This is a genomic window from Roseobacter sp. TSBP12, assembly GCF_009129705.1.
Lineage (GTDB): Bacteria > Pseudomonadota > Alphaproteobacteria > Rhodobacterales > Rhodobacteraceae > Celeribacter > Celeribacter baekdonensis_A.
In genome coordinates this window covers 67,792-84,282 of sequence record NZ_PYIB01000002.1, presented here as the reverse complement: position 1 = coordinate 84,282, position 16,491 = coordinate 67,792, and the positions used below count along the sequence as shown (strand labels likewise).

General features: G+C 56.4%; 18 protein-coding genes and 2 pseudogenes. 9 read left to right on the top strand and 11 right to left on the bottom strand.

From position 1 onward, the window contains the following. The coding region (locus C8029_RS00985) for an MBL fold metallo-hydrolase (RefSeq protein ID WP_226946202.1) at nt 1-703 on the bottom strand (703 nt) is incomplete at its 3' end. A gap of 94 nt (nt 704-797) precedes the next feature. Between C8029_RS00985 and C8029_RS21910 the strand changes: the two genes are divergently transcribed. Further along, on the top strand, nt 798-1,079 hold the full coding sequence (locus tag C8029_RS21910; RefSeq protein WP_193217557.1) for a winged helix-turn-helix transcriptional regulator: 282 nt from the start codon (nt 798-800) through the stop codon (nt 1,077-1,079). Nucleotides 1,080-1,086: 7 nt separating this feature from the next. Here C8029_RS21910 and C8029_RS00975 read toward each other — a convergent pair whose 3' ends face one another. Further along, entirely contained in the window at nt 1,087-1,413 is a 327-nt protein-coding gene (locus C8029_RS00975) for an ArsR/SmtB family transcription factor (RefSeq protein ID WP_009572190.1), read from the bottom strand. Between the two features lie 231 nt (nt 1,414-1,644). On the opposite strand from C8029_RS00975, the gene C8029_RS00970 reads away from it, so the two are divergent. The 5 genes from C8029_RS00970 (at nt 1,645) to C8029_RS00950 (ending at nt 4,276) form a co-directional block, all read left to right on the top strand. Then, nucleotides 1,645-2,001, top strand: coding sequence for an AtpZ/AtpI family protein (locus tag C8029_RS00970; RefSeq protein ID WP_009572191.1), 357 nt, complete (start codon nt 1,645-1,647; stop codon nt 1,999-2,001). 2 nt (nt 2,002-2,003) lie between these two features. Beyond that, nucleotides 2,004-2,759: a F0F1 ATP synthase subunit A gene (locus C8029_RS00965; protein WP_040402279.1), complete on the top strand. Its 756-nt coding sequence runs from the start codon at nt 2,004-2,006 to the stop codon at nt 2,757-2,759. A gap of 58 nt (nt 2,760-2,817) precedes the next feature. Next, entirely contained in the window at nt 2,818-3,054 is a 237-nt protein-coding gene (locus C8029_RS00960; protein WP_009572193.1) for a F0F1 ATP synthase subunit C, read from the top strand. A 114-nt stretch (nt 3,055-3,168) separates the two neighbouring features. Continuing rightward, entirely contained in the window at nt 3,169-3,699 is a 531-nt protein-coding gene (locus C8029_RS00955) for a F0F1 ATP synthase subunit B' (protein WP_009572194.1), read from the top strand. Nucleotides 3,700-3,703: 4 nt separating this feature from the next. Then, nucleotides 3,704-4,276: a F0F1 ATP synthase subunit B gene (locus C8029_RS00950; RefSeq protein WP_009572195.1), complete on the top strand. Its 573-nt coding sequence runs from the start codon at nt 3,704-3,706 to the stop codon at nt 4,274-4,276. A gap of 91 nt (nt 4,277-4,367) precedes the next feature. On the opposite strand, the pseudogene C8029_RS00945 reads toward C8029_RS00950, so the two are convergent. From C8029_RS00945 to C8029_RS00930, 4 genes and pseudogenes are all read right to left on the bottom strand, one after another. Then, nucleotides 4,368-5,137: pseudogene (locus tag C8029_RS00945) on the bottom strand (FadR/GntR family transcriptional regulator). Nucleotides 5,138-5,266: 129 nt separating this feature from the next. Then, nucleotides 5,267-5,914 carry a YiaD family glycine zipper/OmpA-like lipoprotein gene (locus C8029_RS00940; protein ID WP_009572197.1) on the bottom strand — a complete coding sequence of 216 codons (648 nt, stop codon included), beginning with the start codon at nt 5,912-5,914 and terminating at the stop codon, nt 5,267-5,269. A gap of 37 nt (nt 5,915-5,951) precedes the next feature. Beyond that, nucleotides 5,952-6,887 carry a methylated-DNA--[protein]-cysteine S-methyltransferase gene (locus C8029_RS00935; protein WP_152002052.1) on the bottom strand — a complete coding sequence of 312 codons (936 nt, stop codon included), beginning with the start codon at nt 6,885-6,887 and terminating at the stop codon, nt 5,952-5,954. 87 nt (nt 6,888-6,974) lie between these two features. Then, the gene (locus C8029_RS00930) at nt 6,975-7,682 is read right to left on the bottom strand and encodes a Hint domain-containing protein (RefSeq protein WP_152002051.1); all 708 of its coding nucleotides are present in this window, start codon (nt 7,680-7,682) and stop codon (nt 6,975-6,977) included. Between the two features lie 171 nt (nt 7,683-7,853). Between C8029_RS00930 and nth the strand changes: the two genes are divergently transcribed. Both nth and C8029_RS00920 read left to right on the top strand, forming a co-directional pair. Continuing rightward, complete coding sequence (gene nth, locus C8029_RS00925) at nt 7,854-8,504, top strand: endonuclease III (protein ID WP_193217556.1); 651 nt, start codon at nt 7,854-7,856, stop codon at nt 8,502-8,504. Continuing rightward, on the top strand, nt 8,497-9,483 hold the full coding sequence (locus C8029_RS00920) for an adenosine kinase (RefSeq protein ID WP_152002050.1): 987 nt from the start codon (nt 8,497-8,499) through the stop codon (nt 9,481-9,483). Before nth ends, C8029_RS00920 begins: the two co-directional genes overlap by 8 nt. Before the next feature lie 79 nt (nt 9,484-9,562). On the opposite strand, the pseudogene polA reads toward C8029_RS00920, so the two are convergent. The 3 genes and pseudogenes from polA to C8029_RS00905 form a co-directional block, all read right to left on the bottom strand. Beyond that, nucleotides 9,563-12,369 (bottom strand): annotated as a pseudogene (gene polA / locus C8029_RS00915) (DNA polymerase I). A 130-nt stretch (nt 12,370-12,499) separates the two neighbouring features. Beyond that, entirely contained in the window at nt 12,500-12,925 is a 426-nt protein-coding gene (locus C8029_RS00910) for a globin domain-containing protein (RefSeq protein ID WP_193217555.1), read from the bottom strand. Nucleotides 12,926-13,008: 83 nt separating this feature from the next. Next, the gene (locus C8029_RS00905) at nt 13,009-13,191 is read right to left on the bottom strand and encodes a zinc-finger domain-containing protein (protein WP_009572204.1); all 183 of its coding nucleotides are present in this window, start codon (nt 13,189-13,191) and stop codon (nt 13,009-13,011) included. 201 nt (nt 13,192-13,392) lie between these two features. Here C8029_RS00905 and C8029_RS00900 point away from each other — a divergent pair, with 201 nt between their 5' ends. Next, on the top strand, nt 13,393-14,325 hold the full coding sequence (locus C8029_RS00900) for an ABC transporter ATP-binding protein (protein WP_009572205.1): 933 nt from the start codon (nt 13,393-13,395) through the stop codon (nt 14,323-14,325). 66 nt (nt 14,326-14,391) lie between these two features. Here C8029_RS00900 and C8029_RS00895 read toward each other — a convergent pair whose 3' ends face one another. Further along, nucleotides 14,392-14,769 carry an HIT domain-containing protein gene (locus C8029_RS00895; protein ID WP_152002048.1) on the bottom strand — a complete coding sequence of 126 codons (378 nt, stop codon included), beginning with the start codon at nt 14,767-14,769 and terminating at the stop codon, nt 14,392-14,394. A gap of 10 nt (nt 14,770-14,779) precedes the next feature. Beyond that, nucleotides 14,780-16,357 (bottom strand): DUF5928 domain-containing protein, encoded by a 1,578-nt coding sequence (locus tag C8029_RS00890; protein WP_152002047.1) that lies wholly within the window; start codon nt 16,355-16,357, stop codon nt 14,780-14,782. Nucleotides 16,358-16,491: the final 134 nt, after the last annotated feature.

The window sequence follows — 16,491 nt, the reverse complement described above, 5'->3', positions numbered from 1 at the left end:
AAAACGCGCGCCCGCCAACAGACAAAAGACGTTGCAAGGACGCGACGACGTGTAGGGGCTCTTCTTCGAATGGCGGCGATTTCGGCCGGGCGCGGCACGCGATACCGCCCAGCAAAATCCCGGATGCCGCCAAATCCCCGGCGATGACGCGGCCGTCCTCCAAAAGAACCGACACGGACCCCGGCGTATGGCCGGGCGTGTGGAGCACCTGCGCCGCAATCCCAAACTCTGAAAGATCAAACCCGTCCGTGGTCATGATCACATCGGGCGTCACGGCCTCAAACGGTCGTTGGATCGCACCCGTCCTGTAAAACACCCGGCCAAAAGGTCCGCTTGGTCTGAGCCGCGGCGGCTCGCCCTGACAATAGGGAAGCTCATCGTGATGCGCGAGCAGGGGCGCGGCGCTACGCATCTGCACACGGGCGGCGGAGCCGGCGTGATCAATGTGAGCATGGGTGAGAAGGATGAGGGTGAGATTTGACCAATCCAAGCGCCTTGCGTTCAGCGCCTTTTCGATCTTGGGCTCTGAATTGGGCAGGCCTGTGTCCACCAAAACGGCGCGATCTCCCCGACTGATCAGAAAGGCATTGAGCATGCCAAAGGGCAGCATGGGGATGGTATCGACAAATGTTTGGGTCATGGCGCGTGTCTCGGCTAGGATCAGGATGCAATCGGTGATGACATCACCGTCAAAGGGTCGCAATTGGGCACTTTTTTGTAACCGGAGAACCGAGATGCAGCATGTGAGGCCGCCCCAAAACCGCCCGTGGACCGTACCGGAGACAGGAGCCTGTCCTGTGGGGCAGACGCTGCGGCTATTGGGCGGCAAGCACGGCCCATCTGTGCTTCATTGTTTGCTGGGGGGAGAGATGCATTTCCTCGAACTGACCCGCGCCCTCGATGGCATCAGTCGGAAGGTTTTAAAGGCGCAGTTGCGGGCGTTTGAAGACAATGGATTGGTGTTGCGGGTCGCCAAATATGACGCCCGCCGACGGGTCGGCTATTCTCTGACCGACAAGGGCCGCGCGCTGGGGGAGATCGTGGGACAGCTTTACGATTGGAGCCAAGAGTGGGCATAGGGGACGTTTAGTCTTGCGGCAGTTCCTGCGCTAAAAACCGTTCCAACCCATCAAGGTCCAGTTCGACGAACTGCCCAAACCCCTGCATCCATACAGAGGAGGCGCGGATCGCGCTCGGGTCGAGTTTGCACCATTTCACCCGACCGCGCTTTTCTTGCACGATCAATCCGGCGCGGGTGAGGATGCCAAGATGTTTGGAAATCGCCGCCAGTGACATCTCGAACGGTTCGGCCACATCGGTCACCGCCATGTCGTCCTCAAGCAACATCTCAAGGATCGCCCGACGGGTCGGATCAGACAGGGCGGCGAATATGAGATCAAGATCATGCGACATATCAAATCCGTTAGGGCCACACGATGCTTTGGTCAACCATTTGGTTGAATAACGAAAACGCGAGCGGCGAGCGCTAACAGCGGCAAAGGCATGTTGGGTGCTGCCTTTATTGCGATTGAAATACTCAATTAAAACATATGGTTAAGCCATTTTAAAATGGGGTATTCCCGTGTTGACTCTGAATGCCCTCCCGCATAGCTTGCCGCCAAGCAACCAAAGGGGCTTTTTGCCATGACCGACCCGCATGATCCCGAGCGCCTGCGCGCTTTGGAAGATCGGATCGAAAAGGCAAAAGGGGCGCTGACGCCCAAAGCCTCCCGCGGTGAAGAACACTTTTCTCAGGCCAATATGGCCTGGCGGATGGTGGTGGAATTGGTGGCTGGTCTCTTGATCGGCTTTGGTATGGGGTGGGGCTTGGATAAGCTCTTGGGCACAACGCCCTTGTTCCTCGTACTGTTCATAGGCTTCGGTCTTGCTGCGGGCGTCAAAACGATGATGCGAACCGCCAAGGAAATCGAAGCTGGGCAGGTGGCAGATGCCGCCAAGAATGATAACGCGGGTGACCCCGCACGTGATGAGAGGGATTGAACGTGGCAACTGAAGCGCATGGTTCCGAGAGCAGCTTGGCCTTCCACCCGATGGATCAGTTCAAGCCGGTGTCTCTGTTTGGCGACGGCACGATCCATTGGTACACCGTGACCAACGTCACGCTTTGGATGGCGATCACCGTTCTGGCGATCGTGCTCCTTTTGGTCGTCGGCTCCCGTGGCCGCGCCATGGTGCCCTCCAAAGGTCAGTCCATTGCCGAGCTGATGTACGGTTTCGTCTATAAGATGGTAGAAGATGTCGCTGGCAAAGACGCCATCCGCTACTTCCCGTATATCATGACGCTGTTCTCGTTCATCGTCTTCGCCAACATACTTGGCCTTCTGCCGCTGTCCTTCACCACCACGTCCCACATTGCTGTGACCGGTGTTCTCGCCCTCTTGGTGTTCTCTTTCGTCACCATTCTGGGGTTTGTGAAAAACGGCTCCAAATTCCTCGCGTTGTTCTGGATTTCCTCCGCGCCGCTCGCTGTGCGCCCGCTTCTTGCGGTGATCGAGCTGATCTCCTACTTCGTGCGCCCTGTCAGCCACTCCATTCGTTTGGCTGGTAACATGATGGCCGGCCACGCCGTGATCAAAGTGTTTGCGGGCTTTGCCGCCATCGCCGCTATCTCGCCGGTTTCGATCCTTGCGATCACCGCGATGTACGGTCTCGAAATTCTCGTGGCCTTCATTCAGGCCTACGTGTTCACCATTCTGACCTGTGTCTATCTCAAAGACGCACTGCACCCGGTTCACTAAGTCCGGTCAGGTTTAGAACTCACTTTTTCAGCCAATTCCAACGTAAGGAGATACCCCCATGGAAGGCAATATCGCAGAACTCGGCAAATACATCGGTGTAGGCCTCACAGCAATCGGCATGGGTGGCGCAGCCATCGGTGTGGGTAACGTGGCTGGCAACTACCTGTCCGGCGCTCTTCGTAACCCGTCCGCAGCTGCATCGCAAACTGCGACCCTCTTCATCGGCATGGCCTTTGCAGAAGCTCTGGGGATCTTCTCGTTCCTCGTCGCTCTTCTGCTGATGTTCGCCGTCTGATCGAACACTCTATCCTTACGGCAGGGTGGGTCGGTTTTCCGATCCACCCTCGCGTAAACTAGGGGTCTCTCCGGCATAGGTTTCGGAGAATTAGGTCAGAGCCAGGAGGATAAGATGGCAACAGAGACGCACGGGGCAGAGTTGGCGACCGCTGAGGCAGGCATGCCGCAGCTCGACTTCGCGACATTCCCCAACCAAATTTTCTGGCTTCTGGTCACGCTTGTCGTGATCTATTTCGTGCTCTCGAAAATCGCCCTGCCGCGCATCTCTACGGTGCTTGCGGAACGGTCCGGCACGATCATGAATGATATTTCTGCCGCTGAAGAGCTCAAGCTCAAGGCCAAAGAGGCAGAAGCAGCCTATAACGCGGCTCTCGCTGAGGCGAAGTCTGAAGCGCAACGGATCTCCAACGAGACCCGCGCTGCGATTCAGGCCGATCTCGACACAGCGCTTGCCAAAGCCGATGCACAGATTGCGGCCAAAGCGGCCGAATCTGAGAAAGCCATCACCGAAATCCGCGATGGTGCGATGGACAGTGTCAAAGCTGTGGCCAAAGACACCGCCAAAGAAATCGTCGCCGCTCTCGGTACAACTGCGGATGCACGCACCATCACCGCCGCGGTCACCGCGCGTATGAAAGGGTAAGGATATGAAAAAACTTTCTCTTCTCATCGCATTGGTTACTGCAACCCCGGCCTTGGCCGCATCCCAAAACCCGTTTTCGGGCGATTTCTGGACGCTGACCAACACCAACCTGATCGTCCTTTTGGGCTTTTTGGTGTTTGTTGGCATTCTGATCTGGAAAAAGGTTCCGGCTCTGTTGGGCAAAATGCTTGACGACCGTGCGGCTGGCATCAAATCCGATCTGGACGAAGCCCGTGCCCTGCGTGACGAAGCGCAGTCGATCTTGGCCTCTTACGAGCGCAAACAGCGCGAAGTGCAAGACCAAGCCGACGCTATTGTCGCTCAGGCCAAAAAAGACGCGGAATTGGCTGCCGAGAAAGCGAAAGAGGACATCAAGACCTCGATCCAACGTCGTCTCGCCGCGGCTGAAGACCAGATTGCAGCAGCCGAAGCTGCGGCCATCCGCGACGTGCGCAATGCTGCCATTACCGTCGCCATTGGCGCGGCCTCTGACATCATCACCAAACAGATGACGGCAGCAGATGCCAATACGTTGATCGAAACCTCGATCACCGAAGTCGGTGAAAAACTGCACTGATCTTTTCCTGACCTGACCCGTCAAACCCCGATCAAAAAACCCCCGCTTTGGCGGGGGTTTTGTTTTGAGTATTTGGCTGCAATGAAAGGGGTCAGCCCCGCGACTGTTCATGCTCAAACCTGAGCCGGGCAATGTCTTCGTTGCGCTCGAATTTCTGCTGATCGCTGAGCGCCGCTTCGACATAATCCAGATGCCGGATCACTGCGGCGCGGGCGGCGTCCGGGTCGCGCGCTTGCAACGCGTCATTGATGGCGCGGTGTTGATCCAACAGAAGGGCGCGGTTGGTGCGTTGTTTGAAGATCACCGAGCGGTTGTAAAACACACCCTCACGCAGCAGATCAAACATTGACCGCATCATATGCAGCATAATGACATTGTGGCTGGCCTCAATGATCGAGAGGTGAAACTCCGCATCAAGCCGTGCTTCGTCCGTTGGATTGCGCTTAGGATGCGCCGCTTCCATTTTTTTAAAGATCGCGTTGATGACGTTCAAATCGGTGTCGGAGGCAAAGCGGGTGGCACGTTCGGCGGCCAGGCCCTCCATGTCACGACGAAACGCGATATAGTCAAACACCGCCTCGTCATGGCTGCCAAAGAGTTTGACCAAGGCGGGGGAGAAGGCCGACCCCAAGACATCCGCGACAAACACGCCTGCGCCGGCTTTTGTGGTCAAAAGGCCCTTGGACGAGAGCTCTGCGAGGCTTCGCGCACCGAGGGTCGCGATACGCCCAGACGCTCCGCCAAATCGCGTTCCGAGGGCAGGCGTTCGCCGGGTCGCAAAATGCCACGCAGGATCAACAATTCGATTTGCTTCATCACCGAATGCGACAGTTTTTCGGCGTTGATTTTTTGAAATGGCATGGGCCCCTCCATAAGAGTGATCAAATCATATGACCAGACGCGCAGAGGTGCCACGAAAACACGCATCTGTTGGCCGTGAAAAAGGCCGGGACTAAGCCCGGCCTTTCAAATCGTCCCCTTTTGGCGAGGTCAGGTCATCGGCGTGATGACGATTTCGACGCGGCGGTTTTGCGCGCGGCCTTCTGGGGTTAGGTTGGTGGTCACAGGCGCATCTTCGCCGCGGCCATAGGCCTGAACCCGGCCCGGAGCCACGCCATTGGCGGTCAGGATCGTTGCCACAGCAGAGGCGCGGCGGGTCGACAAGGCTTGGTTGTAGGTTGCAGAGCCGGTGTTGTCCGTGTGACCGATCACCTGAACCGTGGTGTTCGGATAATCCTGAAGGTTATAGGCCAGTTTGCTCAGGTCGCTTTGCAGCGAGGGCATCACAACGGAGCTATCGGTGGCAAACAGAATGTCCTGTGGCATGGTGACAATCAACTGCGAGCCGGTGTTGACGATTTTCACGTCATCATTGCCGAGATCCTGACGCAAATCTGCGGCTTGTTTGTCCAATTGCTGACCGATGGCGCCACCAATGGCCCCACCAATCACCGCACCGACGGCGGCTTTTGCCAATTTGTCGTCATTGGAGCTTGCGCCTAAAATGCCGCCAAGGGTCGCGCCGATAACGGCACCTTGGGTGGTTTTCTGATTGGAATCAGCGCTATAGGTGTCCATGCACGCCGTCAGACCAAAACTGGCGATCAGCGGGATGGCAACGAAAAGAGGGGATTTCATATCGTATCCTCGTGTTAAAACTGCTCTGGCGCTGGTTTTACCGCTCTATTGCGCCAGAAACACGGTGGATTTTCGCGGAGCACGCAAGTGCGGCGGGTTTCTGCTCAGTCGGGATGTGGGATTGACTGTCGGCTTGCAGGCTTTCATAGGCCAAAAGCGCGCGTTTGACAGGTAGACCCCAGTGATAGCCGCCCAAAGCGCCGGTTTTGCGCAAAACGCGGTGGCAGGGGATCAACCAGCTCACCGGGTTGCGCCCGACGGCGGTGCCGACCGCGCGCACGGCTTTGGGCGCACCAATGGCCGCAGCGATGTCGGAATAGGTGGTGACCTGACCCGAAGGGATCGACAAAAGCGCCTCCCAGACTTTGATCTGAAACGGCGCACCGATGAGGTGCAGTTTCAGATCGCCGCCGCCGATGGCTGCGGCGATGTAGGGGCGCACGGCTTCGGTGTCCTCAATGTAGGTGGCGGCGGGCCAACGCCCGGAGAGGTCGGCAAAGGCCGCCTCTCGCGTGGTCTCAGAGATAAAGGCGAGGGCGCAGAGGCCGCGCTCGGTGGACATGGCCAAGGCGTCGCCAAAGGGCGTGGCGAACCAGCCGTATGCGAGTGTCAGCCCCGCACCTTTGCGGGCAAAATCCCCCGGCGTCATCGCATCCCAGCGCATAAAGAGATCGTGCAGGCGGCCCGTGCTGGACAGCCCGGCACCATCGGCGACCTCAACCATTGTATGATTTTGTGCAATCATCGCCTTGGCATGGCCCAGGGTGAGATATTGCTGAAACCGTTTTGGCGACACTCCGGCCCATTGCGAAAAGATTTTTTGCGCGTGATGCGGGCTCATGCCCAGAGCCTGTGCCAGTGCGTCAAGCGGCAAGGGTAGGGGGGCCTGATCCAACAGGTCGATGGCGCGACGGATCACGTTGAAATGGTATTGGTCTTCGAGGGGCTTGTCTTCATAGGTCACGGGCGGCATCCAAGATCAGAGGGTACGGTCAAACCTTAGCGCCTTAGCGCGTCTCTGCCGACCCGAAACTTGGTGAAACGCCGATGATCCGGGCGCCTAGGCGGCTATGCGACGTGCTGCGATGGCAGAACGCGGTTGCAACGCGAGAGCTTCGCCTCGTTTGAGCATCATGCGCGCTGTTTCGGTGTTCCGGTGGTTTGGTCCGAGTTTTGTGAGGAGGCTCATTACGGTTTCAGGCGGAAGCATGGATAGGGTTCGTTCATCCGCAAACAGGCTTTCGATCCAAACGCCTTCGGCCAAAAGCACCTCATGCTCCTTCATGAGAAGATGGCAATAGGCATATTCCGGATGGGGAATCGCATAGGCGGCCTCCGCTTCGGTGGCGATGTCGGAAACGGGAACAAACACTTCGGCTTCGGCAAAATAAAGTTCAATTTGCGGTGCGCTCAGGAGAATATGATGATCCGGCGACAGGATCAGATCGCGTTCCGGGGCGCGTTCGCCCAGAGCGCCCGCGAAAATGCGCAGGGGCTTGGTGACATGGGCCTCATCCAACGCACTTCTCCCGACCCAAAGGAGCGGTTGATAGCCGTGATCGCGCGTCAACAACAGATCGCCGGGGCGTAGCCATTCGACGGGCTGCGGACCTTCGCTGGTTTCAATCATCACGCCGGGGCCAAATCCCGAAAGAGATTTGGGACCGCTCCGTGTTTCGTGATCTGGCATCGGGGACTCATCGGACAAAAGCTCCGCCCCCGTCATCCCCATTCCCGCAAAAGGGCTCATATCCGCGAAAGCGTTCATATGTGTGATCCTGAAACAGCCAAGTTAGGGCGAGTTTTTCAGTAAACCCTGAAGACCGGATTAATCGCCCCCGTTCAAAGGCTCTAAATTGTGCGTATTTTCATCTGATTTTAGGAAAATTGCACGCATGTCACCTACGGCTTGCTCCGCGCGGCGCGACAAGGCATTAGAATGCCCATGAAACAGCTTGAGTATCACACGATCAAAGAGATCTTCACCCGGTTCCAAACCGCCGAGGCCGAGCCGAAAGGCGAGCTTGATCACGTCAACGCCTATACTTTGGTGGTGGCCGTTGCGCTGTCGGCGCAGGCGACCGATAAGGGCGTGAACAAGGCGACGAACGCCCTGTTCAAAATCGCCGACACGCCGCAAAAGATGCTCGATTTGGGCGAAGAGGGATTGATTGAACATATCAAAACCATCGGCCTCTATCGCAATAAGGCCAAGAATGTCATCAAACTGAGCCAGATTTTGGTGGATGACTATGACGGTGAGGTGCCCTCGTCGCGCGCCGCTCTTGAAAGCCTGCCGGGGGTGGGCCGCAAAACCGCCAATGTGGTGTTGAACATGTGGTGGCATGTGCCAACCCAAGCCGTCGACACCCATATTTTTCGGTTCGGCAATCGTTCGGGCGTGGCCGTGGGCAAAGATGTCGTCGCGGTCGAACGCGCGATCGAGGACCACATCCCCGCCGAATTCCAACAGCACGCGCATCACTGGATGATCCTGCACGGACGCTACACCTGCAAAGCGCGTAAACCTTTGTGCAGCACATGTTCGATACGAGACCTCTGCGCCTTCGAGGAGAAAAATTTTGACTAAAACCTATCAGGTTGTCGGTATCGGCAACGCCATCGTCGATGTGATCAGCCAAGCCGATGACAGTTTCCTCGACCTTATGGGGATCGACAAAGGCATCATGCAGCTTGTCGAACGCGAGCGCGGCGAAATGCTTTATGGCGCGATGGAAAACCGGGTTCAAACGCCGGGAGGGTCCGTGGCCAACACTCTGGCGGGGCTGGGTATGCTGGGGCTGAAAACCGGCTTTATCGGGCGGGTGCATGACGACGCTTTGGGACGGTTTTATGCCGCCGAGATGGTGGCCGATGGCACAGCCTTTGTGAATGCTCCGGTGCCGGGCGGCGAATTGCCGACCTCACGGTCGATGATTTTCGTCTCCCCTGACGGCGAGCGTTCGATGAACACCTATTTGGGGATTTCTTCGGAAATTTCCGAGGCAGACGTGACCGAGACCGCAGCGGGCGACACCGACATCATGTTCCTTGAGGGCTATCTTTACGACAAACCCAAGGGAAAACACGCCTTTGACCAGGCCGCGAAACTGACCAAAGCGGCGGGCGGCAAGGTTGGGATTTCTCTGTCCGATCCGTTCTGTGTGGACCGTCACCGTGATGATTTTCGGACCTTTGTCAAAGAGATGGATTTCGTCATCGGCAACGAACATGAATGGGAAAGCCTCTATCAGGCTGACCTGTCGACGGCCTTGGAATTGGCAGCTTTCGAATGTGGCCTCGTGGTCTGTTCGCGTGGTGGCTCTGACGTGGTGTTGGTGCGCGGCGATCAAGAGGCTGTGGTGCCGGTCAAACGCGTGCAACCCGTGGATACCACTGGGGCGGGCGATCAATTCGCGGCGGGCTTCCTTTATGGCTACGCCACCGGGCAAAGCCTTGCGACCTGTGGCCGGATGGGCTGTGTGGCCGCCGCCGAGGTGATTTCCCACATCGGCCCGCGCCCGGAGGCGGACCTCAAGGTCTTGTTCCAAAAAGAGGGGCTGATCTAAAGCCTTTTCATGGACTAAAAACGGCGCGCGGGAGATGTCCCACGCGCCGTTTTTATGAGTATTTGAGCTGCAATGAAGATCAGTGCGCTTCGGCCCAATTGTTGCCGATCCCCGCATCCACTTCGATTGGCACATCGAGTACGACGGCGGGGTAGGCGGCGTTTTTCATCACATCTTTGACCACGTCGATCACCTGATCACAGGCGTCCTCATCGACCTCGAAAATCAATTCATCGTGGACCTGCAACAACATGGAGGCGGGCAGATCGCGGATGGCGTCGGGCATCCGCACCATGGCGCGGCGGATGATATCGGCGGCGGCACCTTGGATCGGGGCGTTGATCGCGGCGCGTTTGGCAAAGCCGGCCTGCGGCCCTTTGGTGGCGATCTCCGGCGTATGGATTTTACGGCCAAACAGAGTTTGGACATAAAGGTGCTCTTTGGCGAAAGCACGGTGTCGTCCATATAGGCGCGAATGCCCGGGAAGCGTTCGAAATATCGGTCGATAAAGCCTTGTGCCTCGCTGCGGGGAATACGCAGGTTTCGTGCAAGTCCAAAGCCCGAAATGCCGTAAATCACGCCAAAATTGATCGCTTTGGCTTGGCGGCGGACCATCGGGTCCATGCCCTCAATCGGCACACCGAACATCTCGCTTGCGGTCATGGCATGAATGTCCAACCCGTCACGGAACGCCTGTTTGAGACTGTCGATCCCGGCGACATGGGCGAGGATACGCAATTCGATTTGTGAGTAATCGAGCGAGATCAATTTGCGGCCTTTCGGCGCAATAAAGGCCTCGCGAATGCGGCGGCCTTCGTCAGATCGCACCGGGATGTTTTGCAGGTTCGGATCGGTCGAGGACAAACGCCCGGTCACGGCTCCGGTTTGCACATACGAGGTGTGAACGCGGCCAGTTTCAGGGTTGATGAACCGTTGCAGCGCGTCGGTGTAGGTTGATTTCAGCTTTGAGAGTTGACGCCAATCCAGCACACGGGCGGGCAGGTCATGACCCTCGGAGGCGAGGTCTTCGAGGATGTCCACACCCGTGGCATAGGCCCCGGTTTTGCCTTTTTTGCCGCCGGGCAGGGACATTTTATCAAACAGGATTTCGCCCAATTGCTTGGGGGAGCCGACGTTGAAATTTTCGCCCGCCAGGTCGTGAATTTCGGCCTCAAGCCCGGCCATCTTTTGCGCGAATGCGTTGGACATGCGCGAGAGCACATCGCGGTCCACCATCACCCCGGCCATTTCCATCTGCGCCAAAACTGGCGAAAGTGGGCGCTCCAGAGTCTCGTAGACGGTGGTAACCTGTTCGGCGTGGAGTTTCGATTTGAACACCTGCCACAGGCGCAGGGTGACGTCGGCATCTTCGGCGGCATAGGCGACCGCTTTGTTGATCTCGACCTTGTCAAAGGTGATCATGGACTTGCCACTGCCCAAAAGCTCTTTCGTCGGGATCGGAACATGGTCCAGATAGCGCTCGGACAGGGTGTCCATGCCGTGATTGTGTAGACCGGCGTGGAGCGCATAAGACATCAACATGGTGTCGTCATAGGGCGCGACAGTCACGCCGTTGCGGGCGAAAATCTTAGCATCATATTTCATATTCTGGCCGATTTTGAGGATGCTGTCGTCCTCTAAAACCGGTTTCAACGCGTCCAGAACCATGGATTTGGCCAATTGCCCATCGACAAGGTTCGAGCCGCCGAACAGGTCATCTTCGCCAATCGTGTGACCCAAGGGGATGTAACAAGCCGTGCCCGGCTCGACACAAAGCGAGATGCCGACCAACTCGGCCTGCATCTCATCCAGGCTGGTGGTTTCCGTGTCCACGGCAACATAGCCGCGGGCATAGATTGCGTCGATCCAACGCTCAAGCGCGCCCATGGTCGAGACTTTTTCATAGGTTTCGGTGTCAAACGGCACGGGTTTCGGCGCGGACGGGGCCTCCGACATGGCCGCGGCGGGGGCCGGAACGTCCGGGATCGCAGGGGCCTCGACGCCAAAGCGTTCGGAGACGCGTTTGACGATGGTGCGGAACTCCATTTTGGCGAGAAAAGCGAGGAGATCATCGAGCTTGGGGGTTTGTACTTCCAGACTGTCGAGGGAGAAATCCAGGACCATGTCACAATCGAGTTTCACCAGGTCGCGCGACACGCGGATTTGGTCGACATTGTCGATCAGGGCCTGACGGCGTTTGGGTTGTTTGATCTCTTCGGCGCGGGCCAAAAGCGTGTCTAGGTCGCCATATTCATTGATCAAAAGCGCCGCCGTTTTGATCCCGATCCCCGGCGCGCCGGGCACGTTATCCACCGAATCTCCGGCCAGTGCCTGAACGTCCACAACCCGTTCGGGACCGACGCCGAATTTTTCTTCGACGCCCTCGCGGTCAATGCGCTTGTTTTTCATTGGGTCGAGCATTTCAACCCCACCGCCGATCAATTGCATCAGATCTTTGTCCGATGAAATGATGGTGACTCGCCCGCCGGCCTCGCGCGCCTGACAGGACAGGGTGCCGATGATGTCGTCGGCTTCAAACCCTTCGATTTCGATGCAAGATACATTGAACGCGCGGGTGGCTTCGCGGGTCAGTGGGAATTGCGGCACCAGTTCTTCGGGGGCAGGGGGGCGGTTGGCTTTATAGGCCGGGAAGAGGTCGTTGCGAAAGGTTTTCCCGGAATAGTCAAAGATAACAGCGGCATGGGTGGGCGCATCGCTGCCAGTGTTGGCCTCGATATAGCGGTAAAGCATGTTGCAAAACCCGGCGACGGCCCCGACGGGAAGCCCATCGGATTTACGCGTCAGAGGAGGGAGCGCGTGATAGGCTCTGAATATGAAGGCAGAGCCGTCAATGAGGTGAAGATGGCTGCCTTTACCGAATGTCATGACGCGTGTCCTCTGATCGCAAATCCCGCGCCTTGATAACACGGAAAGCGTGAGGGGCTGCAACCCGGATACGCGTCTTTATGCGTCTGAGAGGCTGTTCTACGCAAGATCGGGTCGCGCGAAGGTGAAATCAGGCGATTGCCCCTTTGGGCACGACTCCTTCTTTCATCCCTTGGGCGATAAAGCTCAGCACGCTATGCCACGCCTTTTCAAGCTCCGTTCCCCAGTCTTCGCCGCCGAATTCGGCGAACACTTCAACGAGCAAGTCAACGACCAGGTCCGATTGGGTTTCCCAAATGCCAAAACCGGAAAAATCGCGTCCCAAGGTGTGTAGCGTGGCAAACATGGCCTGAGGATGATCGAGGGAGAGAAAAGCGATTTCGAGAAGACCATTCACGCGAATGGCTTCTTCCGTCAGGCTTTCCGAATAGAGATCGCGCGTGTGAGGCGCGATTTCAAACAGTCGCTCATAAAAACGTTTGAACATCTCCGGTCGCACCGTCGCGAGGCGCCGGAAATCGTTTCGAACCAAAGAGATTTGTTTCACAGCCAGCACCAGAAACGCCTTTCACATCAATACAATGATGAGGCTAGGTGCAAGACTTTAAGATATCGCAAACATTCGGAATAAGACGCCTTTCAAGCGTCTTTGAGTTTGGCGCTCTCATGGATGAATTTTTTGTCGCAATAACCGCATTCGACATAGCCCTTATCATGGGGAATCACGAGCCAGACGCGGGGGTGACCCAAGGCACCTTCGCTGCCATCACAGGCCACTTTCCAGGTGGAGACCACTTCGGTTTCTGGGGCTTGGATCGCCATGTTTGTCTGTCCCTTTATGACTGTTTTGCCGTGCATCATGCGACCTGAGCGGGGATGTGCGGCGCCAATCATGGGGTCTGCACCACCGCGCTGTTGCCGAAGCGCGTCCAACCGCCTAAGTCAGGTCAGCATGATAACGATCCGTGCGGCGCGGACAAGAGGCATCCGCTTTATCTGACATGCCAAAAAGGGAGAGAGACCATGACCGACGCGATTGAGATCGAGGCTCTGCGCAAGACCTACAAGGGCAGCAAGGGTCAGCCGCCAAAAGAGGCGCTCAAGGGCATTGATTTGACCATCCCGCGCGGGTCGATTTTTGGCCTTTTGGGGCCGAATGGTGCGGGCAAATCGACGATGATCAATATCCTCGCCGGGCTGGTGATCAAATCCTCGGGCAAGGTCAAAATCTGGGGCTTTGATCAGGATGTGAACCCACGGCAATCGCGCGCCGCCATTGGCGTGATGCCGCAGGAATTGAACCTTGATCCGTTCTTCACCCCGCGCGGCGCTTTGGAGGTTCAGGCCGGATTATATGGTGTGCCGAAAAAAGACCGGCGTTCGGACGAAATCCTTGATCTGATTGGCTTAACCGACAAGGCGGACGCCTATGCGCGCACCCTTTCGGGGGGCATGCGTCGTCGGCTTTTGCTGGGCAAGGCTTTGGTGCACAATCCGCAAATTCTCGTGTTGGACGAACCGACGGCGGGTGTGGACATTGAGCTGCGTCAGATGCTTTGGACCAATGTGCGCCGCCTCAATGAGGAACGCGGCATGACCATTATTTTGACCACGCATTACCTCGAAGAAGCGCAGGAAATGTGTGACGAAATCGCCATCATCAACCACGGCGCATTGATCAAACGCGACACGACCAAAAATCTGTTGGACTTGATGGACGCCAAGACGCTTTTGATCGAACCGCAAGGCGCGGCACCGGCGCAGTTTGATTTGCCGGAAGGTGTGCGGATGGAGCGCAAAAAGGACGGCACGTTTGTGTTTGATTATTCGCGCGGCAAAACCTCGGCCAATGCAATTTTGGATGCGGTGAAGGCGGCGGGAATCGTGATCGAGGATGTGCGCACGATGGAACCCGATCTTGAGGATGTGTTTGTGGAACTGACCTCTGGAAAATAAGCGAGATCACGTAAAACGCAAAAGCCCCGCAATTGCGGGGCTTTGCCATTTTTGGGTCATGTGGGATCAGCGGCTGGTCAGTGGGCCGATGGGTTCGCCACCCAAAAGATGGATGTGGAAATGCGGCACTTCCTGATGCGAATCTGGGCCGGAATTGGTGATCAAGCGATAGCCATTGCCACCCGAGGCCTCTGACACGCCAAGCTGTTTGGCAATCTGCGCCACCGATTTGAAAAAATCGAGCTGCTCGGCATCTGAGGCGGCCTGCACGAAATGATCAAAGCAGCGATACGGCCCTTTGGGGATCACCAAAACATGCGTCGCCCTTTGCGGCGAAATGTCAGGGAACGCCAATGTATGGTCGCTTTCAAAAATCGGGCTGACCGGGATCTCTTGGCGCAGGATTTTGGCGAAAACATTCTGGTCGTCATAAGCATAGGGCATGGGGTCTTCCTCAGTCGGAAAATAGATAATGCATCGAGACGATCTCGCGCGCGTCATCTTCGGAGATGTCGAGGAAACGTGCAAGCGGGCGGGCGTTTTCCTCGGGGGGTTTGGATTGCGAAATCCGGTCGTAATTCTCAAATTCCGCGTCGCGAATGCGGTCGCCTTCGTGATTGATGTCGGCGCGGATCGTTGGCAACAGCCGTTCCAACGCGTCCTCAGGCGTCTGATCCCCGGCAAGACCGGTGCGTTTGGCATGGCCGGTCAGATACTCATCGCTAAACTCGCATTCGATTTCCAACAGCCGCGTGCCGGAGCGGTCGTTGTAAAAGTCGCGAATGAGGTCGAGACCGGCAGGGTCAATGCAGACGACCATACGGTCTGTTTCAAAATAATCCAAAAGCATCCGCACCCAAGCGCGCCTGTGCCGGGTGCGTTTTTCCAAACTCTTTTCAATGCCGCCCAAATCCGGCAGCGGCGTGTTTTCTTCGCTGAACAGATATTCGAGGCAGGGAATGTCTGTTTTCGCCTTGATCTGCGAGACGAGTCGCTTGGCGACGTGCCATTTTTTGCAAACAATCATCAAAAGTTCGCGGTCACGGCCCAGCGAACTTTCGGTTTCCCAAAATCGCTGAGAAAAACGCCGCCCGTCGCGGCCGCGCCCGGTCAGAAATTCAAACAGGGATCGACCCTCATTTGAAATTTTAAACTGAATCCCCTTGGCCGCGAACAAATCGCCCAATCGTTTCTTCAACTCTTTCGCCTCGGGCGAAATTTTGCGGGCGAACAGATAGTCCTGCGAGATCAGCAAATCATAGTGGTCATTATAAAACACCACGGGCATGCCGTAGTCGGTGAACATCAAAAAGGTCAGGGTGCGGGTTTGGATTTCGTGTTCCGGCACAAGATGCGGCACGAGGGTTTGAAAAAAGGTTTCATCCGGAATCCATGTCGTGCGGAAAAACTGCATGACATCTTTGCGCTTTTTGATGAAATCCAAAATCCACTCGACGGTGCGCCGGCGCAAACACCACCATTGTGACCCGATCATAACCTGTAGATCATCGGGGATTTTGCGTTCAAGGCCAAACCGGCGTTGCCACCAAAAGATTTGATAAAACAACCACTTCTGGGTGCGTTCATTGAAGAAATGGCGATAAATCAACCGCTCTTCCTTGATCCCGGTCTTGATCCAGTCAGAGGTGAAAAAATCGAAGCTTTCGATATAGTCCATGTCATTGCGGTCAAGGAAATCATGCATGTATTCGGCCGTTTTGACCGACATGCAATCACCCGACAGCATGTAAAAATGGGTCGCGCGTGGAAAGGCCGCTTCCGCCGCTTCAAGTGCGTAAATCGTGGCTTGCACAAGGCTCCATTCGCCCCAGCCACATTTGATCCGCTTGGTCGCAAAGGCGACATTCGGATTGTCTTTCAGGCCGTTTTTGATCGCCTCAAAGGTCTCTTTGCCGCCGCGCGCATCAAAGTGAATGGAGATGTAATCTCCGGTGCGGGTCAGGCGGCGCGCCTGGTCAATGATGGCCTCAGGGTCCTTGTGGCACAGGAGAATGAATGCAATTCGTGCCATTTTGGAAACCGTAACCTCATTTTTGCCGCATTGTTCGCATATAAGCGTAACCAATCATTGAATAATCAAGGTAAGTTTGCTTTTAAAGCGAAAAGGGTCACGGACGCGTGGCATATCAGGAGTTGTGGTAAAAT